16 protein-coding genes are annotated in these 17,579 nt (G+C 71.4%); 5 read left to right on the top strand and 11 right to left on the bottom strand.

Annotated features, from left to right (window positions below):
* Positions 1-48: 48 nt before the first annotated feature.
* The 5 genes from cimA to ABZV77_RS17585 all read right to left on the bottom strand — a co-directional run bounded on the left by cimA (position 49) and on the right by ABZV77_RS17585 (position 6,143).
* A complete protein-coding gene (cimA, locus tag ABZV77_RS17605) occupies positions 49-1,653 on the bottom strand; it encodes a citramalate synthase (protein WP_356257070.1) in 1,605 nt (534 codons plus the stop codon).
* 329 nt (positions 1,654-1,982) lie between these two features.
* Entirely contained in the window at positions 1,983-3,245 is a 1,263-nt protein-coding gene (locus tag ABZV77_RS17600; protein ID WP_356257067.1) for a hypothetical protein, read from the bottom strand.
* A gap of 78 nt (positions 3,246-3,323) precedes the next feature.
* Positions 3,324-4,367, bottom strand: coding sequence for a protein TolB (locus tag ABZV77_RS17595; protein WP_356257064.1), 1,044 nt, complete (start codon positions 4,365-4,367; stop codon positions 3,324-3,326).
* A 115-nt stretch (positions 4,368-4,482) separates the two neighbouring features.
* Positions 4,483-5,091: a TetR/AcrR family transcriptional regulator gene (locus tag ABZV77_RS17590; RefSeq protein ID WP_356257061.1), complete on the bottom strand. Its 609-nt coding sequence runs from the start codon at positions 5,089-5,091 to the stop codon at positions 4,483-4,485.
* Positions 5,092-5,105: 14 nt separating this feature from the next.
* A complete protein-coding gene (locus ABZV77_RS17585; protein WP_356257058.1) occupies positions 5,106-6,143 on the bottom strand; it encodes an agmatine deiminase family protein in 1,038 nt (345 codons plus the stop codon).
* A gap of 162 nt (positions 6,144-6,305) precedes the next feature.
* Between ABZV77_RS17585 and ABZV77_RS17580 the strand changes: the two genes are divergently transcribed.
* Complete coding sequence (locus tag ABZV77_RS17580; RefSeq protein ID WP_356257055.1) at positions 6,306-7,745, top strand: cytosine permease; 1,440 nt, start codon at positions 6,306-6,308, stop codon at positions 7,743-7,745.
* A 106-nt stretch (positions 7,746-7,851) separates the two neighbouring features.
* Positions 7,852-8,529: a DUF4232 domain-containing protein gene (locus tag ABZV77_RS17575; protein ID WP_356257052.1), complete on the top strand. Its 678-nt coding sequence runs from the start codon at positions 7,852-7,854 to the stop codon at positions 8,527-8,529.
* Between the two features lie 51 nt (positions 8,530-8,580).
* On the opposite strand, the gene ABZV77_RS17570 is transcribed toward ABZV77_RS17575, so the two are convergent.
* Complete coding sequence (locus ABZV77_RS17570) at positions 8,581-9,510, bottom strand: zinc-binding dehydrogenase (RefSeq protein WP_356257049.1); 930 nt, start codon at positions 9,508-9,510, stop codon at positions 8,581-8,583.
* A 143-nt stretch (positions 9,511-9,653) separates the two neighbouring features.
* Between ABZV77_RS17570 and ABZV77_RS17565 the strand changes: the two genes are divergently transcribed.
* Positions 9,654-10,289: a TetR family transcriptional regulator gene (locus tag ABZV77_RS17565; RefSeq protein WP_356257046.1), complete on the top strand. Its 636-nt coding sequence runs from the start codon at positions 9,654-9,656 to the stop codon at positions 10,287-10,289.
* A 196-nt stretch (positions 10,290-10,485) separates the two neighbouring features.
* Here the strand turns inward: ABZV77_RS17565 and ABZV77_RS17560 are convergent, their stop codons facing one another.
* Both ABZV77_RS17560 and ABZV77_RS17555 read right to left on the bottom strand, forming a co-directional pair.
* Positions 10,486-11,577 carry a branched-chain amino acid aminotransferase gene (locus ABZV77_RS17560; protein ID WP_356257043.1) on the bottom strand — a complete coding sequence of 364 codons (1,092 nt, stop codon included), beginning with the start codon at positions 11,575-11,577 and terminating at the stop codon, positions 10,486-10,488.
* A gap of 247 nt (positions 11,578-11,824) precedes the next feature.
* Complete coding sequence (locus ABZV77_RS17555) at positions 11,825-12,874, bottom strand: 3-isopropylmalate dehydrogenase (RefSeq protein WP_356257040.1); 1,050 nt, start codon at positions 12,872-12,874, stop codon at positions 11,825-11,827.
* 158 nt (positions 12,875-13,032) lie between these two features.
* Between ABZV77_RS17555 and ABZV77_RS17550 the strand changes: the two genes are divergently transcribed.
* Entirely contained in the window at positions 13,033-14,640 is a 1,608-nt protein-coding gene (locus ABZV77_RS17550; RefSeq protein ID WP_356257038.1) for a metallophosphoesterase family protein, read from the top strand.
* Here ABZV77_RS17550 and ABZV77_RS17545 read toward each other — a convergent pair.
* Complete coding sequence (locus ABZV77_RS17545; protein WP_263398816.1) at positions 14,634-14,762, bottom strand: hypothetical protein; 129 nt, start codon at positions 14,760-14,762, stop codon at positions 14,634-14,636. The two genes, ABZV77_RS17550 and ABZV77_RS17545, sit on opposite strands and share 7 nt — an antisense overlap.
* A 206-nt stretch (positions 14,763-14,968) precedes the next feature.
* A complete protein-coding gene (locus ABZV77_RS17540) occupies positions 14,969-15,886 on the bottom strand; it encodes a LysR family transcriptional regulator (protein ID WP_356257652.1) in 918 nt (305 codons plus the stop codon).
* A gap of 98 nt (positions 15,887-15,984) precedes the next feature.
* Here ABZV77_RS17540 and ABZV77_RS17535 point away from each other — a divergent pair, with 98 nt between their 5' ends.
* Complete coding sequence (locus tag ABZV77_RS17535) at positions 15,985-17,004, top strand: NADP-dependent oxidoreductase (protein WP_356257034.1); 1,020 nt, start codon at positions 15,985-15,987, stop codon at positions 17,002-17,004.
* 6 nt (positions 17,005-17,010) lie between these two features.
* Here ABZV77_RS17535 and ABZV77_RS17530 read toward each other — a convergent pair whose 3' ends face one another.
* Complete coding sequence (locus ABZV77_RS17530) at positions 17,011-17,562, bottom strand: GNAT family N-acetyltransferase (protein ID WP_356257031.1); 552 nt, start codon at positions 17,560-17,562, stop codon at positions 17,011-17,013.
* Positions 17,563-17,579: the final 17 nt, after the last annotated feature.

The following is a 17,579-nucleotide window of genomic DNA, read 5'->3' as shown; positions in this document are numbered from 1 at the left end:
ACTTCGAACGTAACCCAGACGGCCCCTCGGCGGGTGCCCGCGGGGGGTCTACTCCACCGGTTCGACCCCGGCCCGCAGCAGACCGTAGGTGTAGGCGTCCTCCAGGGCGTCCCACGACGCGGCGATGACGTTCTCCGCGACGCCGACCGTCGACCACTCGCCGACGCCGTCGGTCGTGGAGATCAGGACGCGCGTGGTGGAGGACGTGCCGTGCTTGCCCTCCAGGATGCGGACCTTGTAGTCCACGAGCTCCAGCTTGGCGAGCTGCGGGTAGATCCGCTCCAGGCCGACCCGCAGCGCCCGGTCGAGGGCGTTGACGGGACCGTTGCCCTCCGCGGTGGCGACGATGCGCTCGCCCTTGGCCCACAGCTTCACGGTGGCTTCGTTGGCGTGCGTGCCGTCGGGGCGGTCCTCCACGATGGCCCGCCAGGACTCGACCCGGAAGTAGCGGCGGGCCCGGCCCTCCGCCTCCTCGCGGAGCAGCAGCTCGAAGGAGGCGTCGGCGGCCTCGTACGTGTAGCCCTGGAGCTCGCGCTCCTTGACCCGGTCCACGACCCGGCCGATCAGGTCGCGGTCGTCGCCGAGGTCGACGCCGAGCTCCTTGCCCTTGAGCTCGATGGAGGCGCGGCCCGCCATGTCGGAGACGAGCATGCGGATGCGGTTTCCGACGAGGTCCGGGTCGATGTGCTGGTAGAGGTCCGGGTCGACCTTGATCGCGGAGGCGTGCAGCCCGGCCTTGTGCGCGAAGGCGGAGACGCCGACGTACGGCTGGTGCGTGGACGGCGTCAGGTTCACCACCTCGGCGATGGCGTGCGAGACGCGGGTCATCTCGCGCAGCGAGCCCTCGGGGAGGACCTGCTTGCCGTACTTGAGCTCCAGGGCGGCGACGACGGGGAAGAGGTTGGCGTTGCCGACGCGCTCGCCGTAGCCGTTGGCGGTGCACTGCACATGGGTGGCGCCGGCGTCGACGGCGGCGAGGGTGTTGGCGACGGCGCAGCCCGTGTCGTCCTGGGCGTGGATGCCGAGCCGGGCGCCGGTGTCCGCGACGACGGTGGAGACGACGGCCTGGACCTGGGCGGGCAGCATGCCGCCGTTGGTGTCGCACAGGATGACGACGTCGGCACCGGCCTCGGCGGCGGCCCGCACGACCGCCTTGGCGTACTCGGGGTTGGCGCGGTAGCCGTCGAAGAAGTGCTCGCAGTCGACGAAGACCCTGCGGCCCTGCGAGACGAGGTAGGAGACGGTGTCGCGGACCATCTCCACGTTCTCGTCGAGGGTGGTGCGCAGGGCGAGCTCGACATGCCGGTCGTGGGCCTTGGCGACGAGGGTGATGACGGGGGCCCCGGATGCCAGGAGGGCGTTGACCTGCGGGTCGTCGGCGGCCTTGGCGCCCGCGCGGCGGGTGGCGCCGAAGGCGACGAGCTGGGCGTGCCGGAAGGTGATCTCCTCCTGGGCCCGCGCGAAGAACTCGGTGTCGCGCGGGTTGGCGCCGGGCCAGCCGCCCTCGATGAAGCCCACGCCGAAGTCGTCCAGGTGCCGGGCGATGGTCAGCTTGTCCGCGACGGTGAGGTTGATGCCTTCGCGCTGCGCGCCGTCCCGCAGCGTGGTGTCGAAGACGTGGAAGGAATCGTCGGGTGTGCTGGTTTCCGTCATGCTGATCTGGCTCCTGTGTCGGATCTCGGTCTACCGGAATGACCGGCTCCACCACCCCCAATGATCCCTCGCGCTCCGTGTCCGGCTGCAGTTGGGCCGGGAAACGAAAAAACCCCTCGCGGGTGCGAGAGGTCTGCGCGCGGGTCGAGGCGACGGTGTCCGCCCGTACGTGATGGATACGAGGCGGTCACTGCGGACCGGCGCGCCTGCTGCCAATAATCATGGCGAACGAGAGCACGGAGGCAGCTTGCCACGCTTTGCCCGCGCACGGGGCCGTTGTCTCACGATGCGGGCGGCGCGTGGTCGCACCGCCCGCATCGTGGCGGGCGTCAGCGCAGGTGGCGTACGAAGACGTCGTCGCCGTCGTTGGTGTCGCCGGGCAGCAGTCCGGCGTCACTGGACGAGAACGCGATCCGGCGGGCGTCCGCCGAGATGCCGCCGGGGACGACCGTCGCCGTGGCGGCGCCTCCCGAGGTGTCGGGGGTGACGAGCGCGGTCGTGCCGTTCTTGAGGTCCCGGAGGTAGACGGGCCACTCCTTGCCGTACTGGCTGCCCGCCTCGGTCAGCTCGGACATGTAGGTGAGGTGGCGGCCGTCGCGGCTGATCGCGGGCGAGCGGGTGTAGGCCTCGCCGGGGCCGCCCTGGGTGCCGTGGATGCGCTGGTTCCGGCCGGAGGCCACGTCGTGCACGAACACGTTCCAGGCGGCGTCGTTGTCGTCGGGCACGAGGTGCGTGTCCCGGGATTCGAAGACGACGGTGCCGCCGTCGCCGCTGATGGACGCTTCCAGGGACTCCTTCTCGGTCTTGGAGCCGTCGTACGAGCGGTCGACCTGGGACAGCTTGCCGGTCCTGCGGTCGCGCAGCCACAGGTCGCTCCAGTCGTCGCCGCGCGGGCCGTTGACGAAGGAGTTGGCGTAGACGACGTACCTGCCGTTGTCGCTGACGGTCGCCGAGTGGGCGTCCCGCTCGCCGTCGCCGCCGGTGTACGGGTGGCTGACCTTCTCCGTGGTGCCGGACTTGCGGTCGCGCAGGAAGACCGCGGTGCCGTCGAACCGCGGCCCGTCGGTGTCGAAGACGGCGTAGCGCGCGTTCGCGCTCAGGGAGACGCTGCCCGCGCTGTCGCCCGGGTAGCCGTCGGGCAGCTCGACGTCGAGGCGCTCGGTCTTCTTGGTCCTGCGGTCGTAGAGCCGCACGTCGCGGTCGGCGTAGGAGCCAGCGGGGCTGGAGACGAACGCGACGTAGCGGCCGTCGGCGCTCAGGGACGGGCCGCCGGCCTGGCGCCCCGCCAGGGCGATGCGCTCGGTCTTTCCGGTGCGCAGGTTGCGTACGAAGATGTCGCGCGCCCCGTTCGTGTCGCCCGCGGTGAGGTCGCTCGCCTCGGAGTCGAAGGCCGCGAACCGGCCGTCGCGGCTGATCACGGCCCCCGCGGACCGGTCGTTCGCGGCCTTGCCCCCGGCGGTGACGCTGACGCCCTCGGTGCGGGGCGCGTCGGCCGCGTCGGCGGCGAAGGCGGCGGGCAGGGCGGTGACGGTGGCCGCGACGATGCCTGCGGCGACGGCCAGGGAGATGCGCTTGCGATGGGTGCAGTACATGGTGGTCAAGTCCCCCGTTTTGCTGCTGGTCGGTGACGGCTGTGCGGATGGCTCGGGCGGCTGGCCCAGGCAGCTGACTCAGTGTGGGTGGCGCACGAAGACGTCGCGGAAACCGTTCGTGTCGCCGGGCACCACGTCCGTGTCCTCGGAGCTGTAGACGATGCCGCGCCCCTTGGGGGCGATCGCGCCCGCACCTGCCGAGCCGTGGCCGACGCGCACTTCGTGGCCACTGCGGAGGTCGCGGAGAACGATGTTCAGCCGGCTGTCTCCGTAGAGGAGCTGGTGTCCGTTCGGGCTGACCGCCTGCGCGGTCGCGGTCGGGAAGCGCTGGGTCTTTCCGGTGCGCAGGTCGCGTACGTACGCGCCCGACGGGGAGTTCAGCGCCACCGTGCGGCCGTTGACCTGCGCCACGGTGGACGGGCTGCCGTCGTCGATGCGGGTGAGGCTGCCCGTGGTGCGGTCGCGGAGCCAGACCTGGTCGGTGCCCGCGTCCGTGTAGGCGACGTACCGGCCGTCGCCGCTGATGAACGGGTCCACCATGTCGCGGGCCGCGTCCGGCGGCCCTTCGCTGACGACCTCCCTGGTGTCCGTCTCCCGGTCGTAGACCTCGACGCGGGCGGGGTCGCCGGGGTGGCGCGGCTGCAGCTTGTAGGCGATATGGCGGCCGTCGGCGCTGATGGACGGGTGGGCAGAGCTGTCCTTGAAGCCCTTGCCGTCGATCTGCTTCCGCTCCCCCGTGCTCAGGTCGGTGAGGAAGACGTTGATGCCGTGCGTGCCCCAGCCGGTGTGCGCGGCGTACCGCCCGTCGTCGCTGATGACGGGGGCGCCCATGGAGTTCTTGAGCCGCGTGACCTCGCCGGTCCACAGGTCGCGCACGAATCCGTAGTCGTAGGGGCCCTGATGGCCCTCCGTCAGGTTCTCCGCGTCGCTGCGGAAGGCGACGTAGCGGCCGTTCCCGGAGAGGGACGCGGCGCCCGACGCGCCGTCGGCCTCGGTCCCGTCGGCCGCGACGCTCACGCGCTCGACGCGTGGCGCGGCCTGCGCCGCGGCGGCCGGTAAGGCGGTGGTGCCGAGCGCCGCGACGAGCACGGCGCTCAAGGACACACGTCTGGCAGTGGACATGGCTTCCCCCAAAGACCTGTCGCTCCCCCGGCCCGACGCCAGGGCCCACGGGGATACAAGCGCACCAGAAGGGGGACGGGCAATCAGTCGGACTGCGTACAACCCGGACGGGGGACTAGGAGTCCGAGGCGAGTGCGGTGTCCAGGAACTCCCCTACGTGCGTGAGGACCTGGTCCCGCCCGGTCCCCCGCAGCCCGATCGCCACATGGATGGAGAACCCGTCCAGCAGCGCCCGCAGCCGGGACGCGAAGCGGTCGGGGTCGATCGCCCCGAACTCGCCGCGCGAGACGCCCTCGGCGAGCAGCGCCACCAGGTCGCGGTGCCAGGCCCCCTCGATCGCGGCCTGCCGGTCGCGGCCCTCCTCGTCGGCGTTGAGGGACCGGTTCCAGACCTCCAGCCAGAGCGTCCAGTGGGGATCGCCGACGGCGTCGGGGACGTACAGGTCGACGTACGCGTCGAGGCGCTCGCGGGCCGTGCCCTGCCGGGCCAGGAGACGGCCGCGCTCGGCGCCGAGGCGGCCCTCGCTCCACTCCAGGGTGCGCAGGAGCAGCTCGTCCTTGGTGCGGAAGTAGTAGAGGAGATGGCCGGAACTCATGCCGACCTCGCGGCCGATCGCGGCCATGGTCAGCTTCTCCAGGCCGCGCTCGGCGATCATCTTCATGGCGGCCGCCAACACGTCCTCACGCGGCGGGGCGTTCTTCCGCGCGCGGGCCTGACCGGCCATCCCGTACTCCTTGATCACGCCTTCGGCTGCTGCTGGGTGATGCAGTGGATGCCACCGCCCCCCGCAAAGATCGTACGGGCGTCGACGAGCGTCACGGTCCGGTCCGGGAAGAGGCCGCGGAAGATGCCCGCCGCGATCTCGTCGTTCGGGTCGCCGAAGGCGCACAGGACGACGCCGCCGTTGCAGAGGTAGTGGTTGATGTAGGAGTAGTCGACCCAGCCCTCGTCGTCCTTGAGGACGGTCGGGGCGGGCACCTCGACGATGCGCAGGGTGCGGCCGCGCGCGTCCGTCTGTCCCTTCAGGGCCGCGACGATCTCCTTGCTGACCTCGAAGTCGGGGTGTGCGGGGTTGCGCTGGGTGTGGACGAGGACGACGCCGGGCGCGGCGAAGGCGGCGACGATGTCGACGTGGCCGAGGGTGCCGAAGCCGTGGCCCGGGTAGTCGGCGGTGAGCCCGCGCGGCAGCCAGATCGCCTTGGTGGTGCCGAGGTGGGCGTGGACCTCCGCCTCCACCTGCTCCTTCGTCCAGCCGGGGTTGCGCTCGGGGCCGAGCTGCACGGTCTCGGTGAGCAGGACGGTGCCCTCGCCGTCGACGTGGAGGCCGCCGCCCTCGTTGACCAGCTTCGACGCGTACGTCCGCGCTCCGGCGAGGTCGGCGACGTACGCCCCGACCTTGGAGTCGTGGTCCCAGCGGGCCCACTCCTGGGCGCCCCAGCCGTTGAACGTCCAGTCGACGGCGGCGAGAGAACCCTTCCCGTCGGTGAGGAAGGTGGGCCCGATGTCCCGCATCCAGGCGTCGTCGAGCTCCCGCTCGGCCACCTCGATGTCCGGACCGAGCAGCTCCTTGGCGTACGCGGACTGCGCGGGCCCGCAGACCACGGTGACCGGCTCGAAGCGGCGTACCGCACGGGCGACGCCGGCCCAGGCCAGACGGGACTCGTCGAGGCCCTCGGGGTCGTCGAAGGTCGGGTTGGGGCACGGCCACGCCATCCAGGTGCGCTCGTGCGGGGCCCACTCGGCGGGCATGCGGAAGCCGTCGGCGGCAGCGGTCATGGCGTACACCTTCACCAGGGGGGAACAAGACTTTAGAGCAACACTCTAACTACGAAATCCGCATGCTGGAAGCATTGACGGCAAGGGGTCGAACGCGTCACATTGAGCGCTGCTCAAACGTGGGGCAACCATTGGGACCAAGCGAGCGTCAGGGGCACCCTCATGCCGATAGAACAGCGCGGAGTCGACACCATCCCGGACGGGGAGCGCACCAGCGGCCCCCGCGATCTCGTATCGATCCTCATCGGCTCCAACCTCTGCCTGGGGGTGATCGTCTTCGGCTGGCTGCCGGTCTCGTTCGGCCTCGGCTGGTGGGAGTCGGTGAGCGCGGTCGTGGCGGGCACCGTGCTCGGCACGGCGCTGACGGCGCCGCTCGCCCTGGTCTCGCTGCGCACCGGCACGAACCTGTCCACGTCCTCCGGCGCCCAGTTCGGGGTCCGCGGCCGCCTCGTCGGCTCGGTCGTCGGCCTCCTCCTCTCCCTCGGCTACACCGCGCTGACCATCTGGATCGGCGGCGACGTGATGGTCGGCACCCTGCACCGGCTGCTCGGCCTGCCGACCGGCGGACTCTCGTACTCCCTGGTCTACGCCCTGCTCGCGGCGGCCACCGTCACCGGCGCGGTCTACGGCTACCGCGTCCTGCTGCGCCTCTCCCGCGTCCTCGCCGTCGGCATGACGGCGCTGCTCGCCCTCGGCGTCATCGCCTACGCCCCCGACTTCACCACCGCCGCGCTGCCCGGCGCGGGAGGCTATGCGCTCGGCTCGTTCTGGCCGACGTGGCTGCTCGCCCTGGTCGCGGCGGGCCTGTCGGGGCCGATCGCCTTCATCACCCTCCTCGGCGACTACACCCGCTACATCTCCCCGGCCCGGCACGGCTCCCGCGCGGTCCTCGGCGCGGCCTGGCTCGGCCTGCTCGCGGGGCTCCTGATCCCCCAGCTCTTCGGCACGTTCACGGCGTACGCGGCCCGCGCGGCCCTCGACTACGCGGGAGGACTCGTCGACGCCTCCCCCGCCTGGTACCTGGTCCCGCTCCTCCTCGCCGCCTCCGCGGGGTCAGTCGGCAACGCGGGCCTGATGCTCTACTCCATGGGCCTCGACCTGGACGCGATCCTGCCCCGCGCCTCCCGCACCCGCGCCACGTACACGGTCGCCGCCGTCGCCACCGTCTGCGTCTTCGTCGGCCACTACGCGTGGGAGGCGCAGGACGCGATGACGTCCTTCGTGCTGCTCCTCACCGCCATCGGCACCCCGTGGGCGGTGATCACCCTCATCGGCCTCGCGCGCTGCCGCGGGGAGTACGACGCGGACGCCCTGCAGGTCTTCAACCGCCGCTCCAAGGGCGGCATCTACTGGTACCGAGCGGGCTGGAACCTCCGGGCCACGGCCGCCTGGGCGCTGGGCGCGGTGGTCGGTGTGCTCGCCGTGTCACTGCCCTCGTACGAGGGTCCGCTGCTGTCCCTGACGGGCGGGGTCGACTGCAGCTTCCTGCTGTCGGGGCTGGTGGGCGGCGCGGGCTATCTGGCGCTCGACCGTGCGGCGGCGCCCCGGCGGGCCGCGACCGCCCCGGTGGACCGTGAGGACCGTGAGTCCCTGCCCCTGTGACAGACGCCTGTGACAGAACGAAGACGTCGCTGAGGACGGCCCGTAACTCGGTGCGGGATACAAATAGTTCCGACCGCACGCACCGAGTTACCGCTGGGGGAACACCATGAAGCACACCCGCACCGCCGCCCTCGCCGCCCTGAGCCTCGCCGCCGCCCTCTCGCTCACCGCCTGTGGCGGCGACGACTCCAGCAGCGACTCGTCCGCCAAGGGCTCCTCGTCCTCTTCGTCCGCGGGCTCCTCCTCGGGCAGCGACTCGAAGCCGGAGAGCGGCTCGGGCTCCGGCAGCTCCGAGGCCGGTGACACCAAGTCGGACGCCGCCAAGAACACCGGGTCGGGCGCCGCCGCCGCGAAGGGCGCGACGAAGACCAGCGGCAAGGTCACGTTCTGCAAGACGGAGGACCTGGCCATCGACGCCCAGGACGCCGCGCCCGACGAGAGCACCGGCCGCATCAACGTCACGATGATCAACCGTGGTTCGACCACCTGCTCGGCGACGGGCTTCGCGGGCGTCGACATCAAGGACGAGGACAACACCTCGAACCCCATCGAGCGCGGCCAGGCCCAGCCCCGCATCACCAACCTGAAGCCCGGCGACGCCGCCGTCTTCAACCTCGCCTACGACATCGACAGCTCCGGCAAGAGCCTCGCCTCGCCGACCGAGCTCCAGGTGACGCCCCCGAACGAGACCCACACCGTGAACATCAAGTGGCCCGCGGGCGCCGGTGACATCAAGGGCGCCTACACCGACGTCCAGGTGTACCCCACGCACACCACCAAGTAGAGGCAGTCAAAGCCACTTCACGATTCACCTGATCCACCTGATCCACCTGATTCACCCGATGTCCAGGATCGCCTTGCCGTGCAGGCGGCGGCCGAGCAGCAGGTCGGCCGCTTCCTGGGCCCTGTCCCACGGACCCCGCCAGGACGTGCCGGGGTCGAGCGCACCCGACGCCACCTGCCCCGCCAGCCAGGTCAGATCCCTGGCGAGACCGGCGCAGCCGAGCAGGTGGAAGCTGACGACCGAGCGGTCGTGGCGGCCCCTGTCCCCATAGAGCGTCCCGTACGGGAAGTGTTCGGCGTCGCCGCCGGAGTGTCCGACGGACACGAGCGTGCCGTGCTGCGCCAACTGCTCGTACGCCTCGACGAGTTGACGCCCTCCGACCTGGTCCACCACGCCGTCCACCGGCGCCGCGGCCGCCGCGGGCGCGGCGATCACCTCGTGCGCGCCGAGCGCCCTGAGCGCGTCGCCCCGCCCCTCGGGGTCACCGGTCACCGCGACGACCTCCGCGCCACCGAGCCGGGCGAGCTGCACCGCGTACCGCCCGACGCCACCGGTGGCGCCCGTGACCAGGATGCGCCTGCCGAGGATCGGTCCGATCCGGTCCAGGGCGCGCAGAGCACTGGCGCCCGCGACCGGCAGCGTGCTGATGGCCCCCAGGTCCACCCCCTCGGGGACGGCGCCCAGCCACTCCGTGTCGACCGCGCGGAGTTCGGCCCAGCCGCCGTCGACACCCAGCGTCACCACCGGGGTCCCCGCCGCGGGGCCCGAGCCGTCGGCGGCGGCCCGCTCGACCACGCCCGCCGCGTCCCACCCGAGCACCGCACCCTGTGGGGCGTCCTCCAGGACGTGGCGGACCTCGCCGTAGTTGAGGGAGGTGGCGGCCACCCTGACCAGGGCCTGGTGCGGGGCGGGCGCCGGAGCGGGGGCGTCGCCGATGCGCAGCCCTCCGGGAGCGGAACGGTCGACCAGCAGTGCGCGCATGGGAGTTGAGCCTTTCTGCGTACGCCAAAGGGAGGCCGGGGACACCAGGGGTGGCGAGCGGCCGCCGCCATAGTGCCACTGAGTGGCAGAAGCCATCAAGGGGCATTCGCCCCCCTGGCGCAGAATCGGTCTACACTTCCGCCATGGACTCCACGGACCCCGACCAGCTCCCCCTGCGGGAGCGCAAGAAGCTGCGGACGCGCCAGGCACTCGTCGACACGGCCCTGGACCTCTTCACGGAGCGCGGCTTCGACGGCGTCACGCTCGACGCGCTGTGCGATGCCGTGGACGTCAGCAAGCGGACGTTCTTCCGCACCTTCACCAGTAAGGAAGACGTGGCCATGGCGCCGACCCAGGACCTGTGGACGGCGTTCACGGAAGAGCTGGAGCGGATCGAACCGGACGCAGGTCAGCCGCTGTTCGACGTACTGCGGGACGCCTTGCTCGCCGCGCTGGACCGGATGCCCACGGAGGGGTGGACGGGGCGGGTGCTGCTCTCCCGCCGACTGGCGGCGGTGACGCCGTCCATGGACGCGCACGGGCTCGCGTTCTGCGACCGCACGAGCCGGGCGGCGCTCGTCGTGGCGGAGCGCCGCTTCGACCTGCCGGGCGGGGGCGATCTGCGGGCACGACTGGCGATCGACCTGCTGGTCGCGGCGTTCCACCGGGCCCTGGAGGCCTGGGCGGCAACCTCCGACCCCACACGCGACGACCTGACGTCAGCAGTCCGAGCGGCCTGCGCCGCGGCCCCGGGCAGCCTCACCCTCACCACCGCCTGACACCCAAGCGCCGCACCCATCGTCCAGGGGCACGGGGGCACGGGGACCCTGGCGGCAGGCGCAGCCGCCGTCCAGGGGCGCGGGGAACTGCGCGCCCAGCCACAAAGCACCCGCACCCGAAAGCAAAAGCGAAAGCAAAAGCGAAACAGCCCCGCAGGCGCAAACCGCGGGGCTGCCGTGGACACCGCCCAAGCCCTCAGCCGAGCTCGTGCATCCAGCCGTGCTGGTCCTTCGCCTTACCCCGCTGAATGTCGAGCAGCGCCTCACGCAGCTTCAGCGTGACCTCACCGGGCTGGCCCCCGCTCTGCTGCCACTCGCCCCCGTTGCACTTGACCGTGCCGACGGGCGTGATGACGGCGGCCGTGCCGCAGGCGAAGACCTCGGTGAGGGTGCCGTTCTCGGAGTCGGTCTTCCACTGCTCGATGGAGACGCGGGCCTCCTCCGACTCGTAGCCGAGGTCACGGGCGACGGAGAGGAGCGAGTCGCGGGTGACGCCCGCGAGCAGCGAGCCCGTCAGGGTCGGGGTGACGATCTTGTTCCCGTACACGAAGTACAGGTTCATGCCGCCGAGCTCCTCGACCCACTTGTGCTCCACGGCGTCGAGGTAGGCGACCTGGTCGCAGCCCTTCGCCGCGGCCTCGGCCTGCGCGAGCAGCGACGCGGCGTAGTTGCCGCCGGTCTTGGCGTCGCCCATGCCGCCGGGCACGGCGCGCACGCGGTCCTCGGAGAGCCAGATCGAGACCGGCTTCACGCCACCGGGGAAGTAGGCACCGGCGGGCGAGGCGATGACGACGAAGAGGTACTCGTTGGCGGGCTTCACGCCCAGGCCGACCTCCGTGGCGATCATGAACGGGCGCAGGTAGAGGGACTCCTCGCCGCCGTGCGCCGGGACCCAGTCGATGTCCTGCTTGACCAGCAGGTCGCACGCCTCGATGAACGTCTCGACGGGCAGCTCCGGCATGCCGAGGCGGCGCGCGGAGGACTGGAAACGGCGGGCGTTGGCATCGGGGCGGAACGTGGCCACCGTGCCGTCGGGCTGGCGGTAGGCCTTCAGGCCCTCGAAGATCTCCTGCGCGTAGTGCAGCACGTTCGTCGCCGGGTCGAGGGAGAGCGGGCCGTACGGCACGAGCTGCCCGTCGTGCCAGCCGCGGCCCTCCGTCCACTTGATCGTCACCATGTGGTCGGTGAAGTGGCGGCCGAACCCGGGGTCGGCCAGGATCGCCTCGCGCTGGGCGGTGGCCAGTGGCGTCGAGGAGGGCTTGAGCTCGATGGTCGGCGTCGTCGTCATGAGTACTTCGTCCTTCACGTGTGATGGTGACGGACCGCGCTCACATGCGAACGTCCAGTACTAGGACGTCCGAGTTTCCCTGCTGCTTTCACGGCCCCTCGTTCGATTATCGCTCGCGGGGTCCCGAGGGAGAAACGGCACGATTGCGGCCCGGGGGTCGATCGTGACACCCGGGGGCCGGATACGAAAAGCCGCCGGGCTGTCCTGCGCGGCCCGGCGGCTTCCGTTCGATCTTCGAGCTACCGGGTCAGCGCGCTACCCGTACGGCGAGCGCGTCGCCGATCTGCTCGGTGCTGCGGACCGTCTCGCCGCGCTCCGCGAGGTCGGCGGAGACCGCCTCCTCGATGCGCGCGGCCTCGGCCTCGTACCCGAGGTGGCGGAGCAGGAGGCCGACGGAGAGGACCGTCGCCGACGGGTCCGCCTTGCCCTGGCCCGCGATGTCCGGGGCCGAGCCGTGCACCGGCTCGAACATGGACGGGAACTCGCGGCTCGGGTTGATGTTGCCGGAGGCCGCGACGCCGATGCCGCCGGAGACGGCGGCGGCGAGGTCGGTGATGATGTCGCCGAAGAGGTTGTCCGTGACGATCACGTCGAAGCGGCCGGGGTCGGTGACGAGGTAGATCGTCGCGGCGTCGACGTGGATGTAGTCGGTGGTGACCTCGGGGAACTCCTTGGCCACCTGGTTGAAGACGTTGGTCCAGAGGTGACCGGCGTACGCGAGGACGTTGTTCTTGTGGACCAGCGTCAGCTTCTTGCGCGGGCGGGCCTGCGCACGGGCGAAGGCGTCGCGCACCACGCGCTCCACACCGAACGCGGTGTTGACGGAGACCTCGGTGGCCACCTCGTGCGGGGTCCCGGTGCGGATCGAGCCGCCGTTGCCCGTGTAGGGGCCCTCGGTTCCCTCGCGCACGACGATGAAGTCGATCTCGGGCTGGCCCTTGAGGGGGGTCGCGACGCCCGGGAGCAGCTTCGAGGGCCGCAGGTTGACGTGGTGGTCGAAGAGGAAGCGGAGCTTCAGCAGGAAGCCGCGCTCCAGGACGCCGGACGGGACCGAGGGGTCGCCGATCGCGCCGAGCAGGATCGCGTCGTGCTGCTTGAGCTCTTCGACGTCGGCGTCGGTGAGGGTCTCACCGGTGGCGTGGTACCGCTTGGCGCCGAAGTCGAATTCCTCCGTCTCGAGCTTCACATCCTGCGGAAGCACGGCGTTGAGGACCTTGAGCCCCTGGGCCACGACCTCTTGGCCGATGCCGTCTCCGGGGATGACTGCGAGATTGATGCTGCGAGAACTGGCCGACATGCAAGCACCGTACTCTTCGTCCCACGGGATGACATGCGGTGTCCGTCATGCGGACACCCGCCTCGTGGACAGATGCCTCGTGGACAGACGCCTCGTGGACAGCCGCTGTTCATCCCGGCGTACGGCGGGAGTTGGGCCCCGCTGGGAAGTTTCCTGCCATGGACACTCCCAACGTCGGCATTCCGGAGGAGCTCGCGGCCCGGATGAGCATGCCCGAACAGCACGAGTACCTGCGCAGGAAGCTCTCCCGCCGCAAGGTGCTCGCGGGCTCGTTCGCGACGGCGGGGGCGGTCGGCGGGGTGGCCCTGCTCGGCGGCAGTTCGGGCGCGGTCGGCACTTCGGGCGCCGCCGGGGCGGGTACGTCGTCGGCACACCCCCTGGCCGCGCCGCCCGCGCCGGTGCGGGTCGACGGCAGGCTGGTGGCCCCCTTCGGCAGGCACCTCGCCTTCGGCGCCGACCCGCAGACCCAGATGCGGATCTCCTGGCAGGTCCCGCTCGCGGTCAAGTCCCCTTACGTACGCGTGGGCACGGAGCCGTGGGACCTCGGTCAGAAAGTGGCGGCGGAGGTGCGCGACCTGCACACCCCGTCGCTGTCGAAGAAGCTGCCCGCGGTCGAGCAGTACTACCTGCACGCAGCGCTCGACGACCTCAGGCCCGGCACGACGTACTACTACGGCGTCGGCCACGACGGCTTCGACCCGGCGTCGCCCGGGCGGATGGCGACGATCGGCTCGTTCAGGACCGCGCCCGCCCAGCCGGAGAAGTTCGTCTTCACGGCCTTCGGCGACCAGGGCGTCAGCTACCACGCGCTCGCCAACGACCAGGTGATCCTGGGCCAGAACCCGTCGTTCCACCTGCATGCGGGCGACATCTGCTACGCGGACACCACCGGGCACGGCAAGGAGTCGGACACCTACGACGCGCGCGTCTGGGACACCTTCCTCGCCCAGACGGAGTCCGTCGCGAAGTCGGTGCCGTGGATGGTGACCACCGGCAACCACGACATGGAGGCCTGGTACTCGCCGAACGGCTACGGCGGGCAGCGGGCCCGCTGGTCGCTCCCCGAGAACGGCTTCGACCCGGAGAAGGCGCCGGGCGTCTACTCCTTCCGGTACGGAAACGTCGGCGTCGTCGCACTCGACGCCAACGACGTCTCGTACGAGATCCCCGCCAACAAGGGGTACACGGACGGGCGGCAGACCGCCTGGCTCGGCCGGCGCCTGCGCGAACTGCGCGCGGACGACACCGTCGACTTCGTGGTGGTCTTCTTCCACCACTGCATGTACTCCACGTCGACGCACGCCTCCGACGGCGGGGTGCGCGACGCGTGGCTCGAGCTGTTCACCAGGCACCAGGTGGACCTGGTCGTCAACGGCCACAACCACGTCTACGAGCGCACGGACGCCATCAAGGGCGGCGAGGTCGGCAAGCCCGTGCCGGTCGGCGCGTCGACCGATCCGACGCGCGACGGCATCGTGTACGTCACCGCGGGCGGCGCGGGCAAGGACCTCTACGGATTCGGCCCCGGGGTGCGGGACAGCTACGAGGGCAACGTCCACGATCACGAGGGCATCGTGACCTTCCACTGGACGAAGTCACGCCGTCCCGACCCGGACACCGTGGAGTGGTCGCGGGTGCGCTACACCGGCTTCTCGTTCCTCGCGGTCGAGGTGACGGCCGGGGCGCGCCCCAGGCTCTCGGTCTCCGCGCTCGCCGAGAACGGCGAGCGCATCGACCACTTCGAGGTCGTACGCGGGACTCAGTGACCCGTTTCGCCGCCGTTGTCCCTGCGGTCGAGGGCTCGCTGGAGGGCGGCGGCCGCGTTCCTGCGCTCGGCGTCGCTGGTGCGGGAGGTGTGACGGACTCGGCGGGCGGTCGTCTCGGCCATGGGAGATCCACTCCTTGAGGGAAGGGTGTATTCGAGACGCCGGAAGAGGCGGGGAGCAATGGAGCGGCAGGGTTCGCCTGCGTGCGGCTCCGGCTCACGACCGCCATTCGCTTGATCGAGCGAGACGTTCGGCTTCTTCCAAGCTAAAGGAGAACGGAGCGCCTGTCTCCACAGTTACTCGGACTTCCTACTATCTGAGACGGCCTTCACGCGCGTGACGCTCTGAGCTCGCGGATCAGGGCCCGGACGGCTACCGAATGAGCCAGCTCAGGGGTGGTGACGTAGCCCACGGAGCGGGTCGGGCGGACCGTTCCGAGATCAGTGATCTCGACTGTGTCCGGTGCTCCGGTCAGAGAGAGGGCGGGCATGATCGCCATGCCGTGACCATTGCTCACCATCGAGAGCACTGCTCCGTCGTCCTCGGTCAGGACGGTCGCCGAGGGGATCCAGTCCTGCCGCCCCCACCACTCCCGCGTGTACGAGCCGCAGTTCTCGTGCCAGTCCACCAGCGGCAGCGAACGCGGGTCGGGGTGGCCCGCCGGATGCACCAGCGAGTAGGGCTCTTCGAGGAGTACGTCGCCGACGAGCCCGGCGGGCACCGGCGAGGTGGACCCGAGCGTCGCGATCCCGACGTCCGCGCGCCCCTCGGCGACCTCGCCTGCCGTGCCCGCGCCCAGCTCCCGCACCACCCGCACCTCGGGCCTGATCCCGGGGTGGCTCGCGGCCAGGCGGCCCAGGGCGGCGGGCAGCAGGTACAGGGCGGCGCTGCGGAACGCGGCGATGCGCAGCGTCCCCGTCACGCCTCCCCCGGCATCTCCGTCGCCCCGGCCGCCCGCCGCCCGCGCGGCGCCCCGTGCCTCCGCGACCAGCGTGTCGAGCAGCCGCAGCACGCGCCGGGCGTGCGCGGCCGCCGCGGCTCCCGCCGGTGTGGGCGTCGCGCCCTTCCTGCCGCGGTCGAAGAGCACGGCGCCGACCTTGCGCTCCGTGCCGCGGATGGAGTGCGAGACCGCGGACTGGGTCAGGCCGAGGGCCTGGGCGGCCGCCGAGAACCCGCGCTCCTGGTCGACGGCGACCAGGATGCGGAGCTCGTGCGGCGCGAGATCGGCGGGCGTCGTCCGGGACAGCGGTCTCACCTGCTTCTATGAGGGATCTTCATGGTACGGACCGTTCCATGAGCGCGGCCCACTCCCCCGCGGCCGCATTACTGCCTACGGTCACGGACATGACCGAGACCGCACTCACCGTGCACCAGACCTCCCGCCCCCACGGCTTCCCCACCCCCGCCCACTTCGCCTTCGTGGAGTCCCCGCTCCCCCGGCTCACGCCCGGCACCGCCCTCGTCGAGGGCCTCTACTGGTCCGTCGACCCCTACCACCGCGAAATGATGGACGGCGACTTCACGCTCGACGCCCCGCTGGAGGGCCGCACCATCGGCCGCGTCGTCGAGTCCCGCGACCCCGCGCTCGCCGAGGGCGACCTCGTCGGCCACCGGCAGGGCTGGCGCACGCACGCCGTGGTCACCCCGGACGAGGTGCGCAGGCTGCCGCGCTTCGACGGCGTCCCGCTCTCCGCGCATCTGAGCATCCTCGGCGGCACGGGCCTCACCGCCTACGTCGGTCTCACCCGCATCGCCGAACTCCGCGAGGGCCAGGACCTGTTCGTCTCCGCGGCGGCGGGCGGGGTCGGCACGGCGACCGGCCGCCTCGCCCGGCTCATGGGCGCGGGACGCCTCGTGGGCAGCGCGGGCACGGCGGCGAAGGCGGCGTACCTCACCGAACACGTCGGCTACGACGAGGTCTTCGACTACCACGCGGGCCCGGCCGCCGACCTCCTCGCCAAGGCGGCGCCCGACGGCATCGACCTGTACGTCGACAACGTGGGCGGCGAGCACCTGGAGGCCGCGATCTCCTCACTGCGCGACCGCGGACGGATCGTACGGGTCGGCACGATCGCCCAGTACAACGCGACGGGCGCGCCCTACGCGCTGCGCAACCTCCCCGACATCGTGGAGAAGAGCCTGCGCATGGAGGGCTTCCTCGTGCGCGACTACTACGAACTGCAGGAGGAGCTGTACGAGTTCGTGGTGCCGCATCTGCAGAGCGGGCGGGTCGGGCTGGACGAGACCGTGGTGGAGGGGTTCGACGGGATCGTGGACGCGTTCCTGGGGATGCTGCGGGGCGAGAACCGGGGCAAGATGATCGTCCGCGCGGCAACCGCGAACCAGAGGACTAGTAGCCGGTGACCGGGGCTAGTACACGTCCCCGTCGCGCCAGTCGATGAGGAGTTCGTGCGCCGGATCCAGGTCCGCGCCCCAGAGCAGCGGGGGCTCCTCCTCCGGCATGTGGACCACGCCCGTCGGGCCGAGCGTGCCGACCGCGCCCTTCCACTCCTGCCAGCCGCGCGCGAGGTAGAGCCGCGCGCCCTCGTCGGAGGCCGACAGTGCCCCCAGCTCGTACGCCCCGTCGACCACCTGCTCCAGGGCGCCCATCACCTGCCCGCCGAGGCCCTGCCGCTGCCGGTCGGGGCGGACGGCGACCGCTTCGACGTAACCGATGCGCAGGGAGCGGCCGTTGTGCAGGAGCCTGCGCTGCACCACGGAGCCGTGCGCGAGCAGGGTGCCCGCTGCATCGTGCAGGAGGGCGTGGACGCCGCCGAGGCCGTGCTCCCAGTCCTGGTCGCTGAAGTCACCGTCGAACGCCTCGTCCAGCAGGGCGCGCGCGGCCCGCAGTTCGGCCGCCGTCAGATCACTGGTGTGCGCTCTGCGCAGGGTGTTCACGTCCCCACGGTACTCAGGCCGCATCTGAGTACGCACCCCGA

The organism is Streptomyces sp. NPDC004732, assembly GCF_040609235.1.
Classification (GTDB): Bacteria; Actinomycetota; Actinomycetes; order Streptomycetales; family Streptomycetaceae; genus Streptomyces.
Note: the sequence above shows the minus strand (reverse complement) of the source record. Positions and strands in the feature narration are given on the sequence as shown.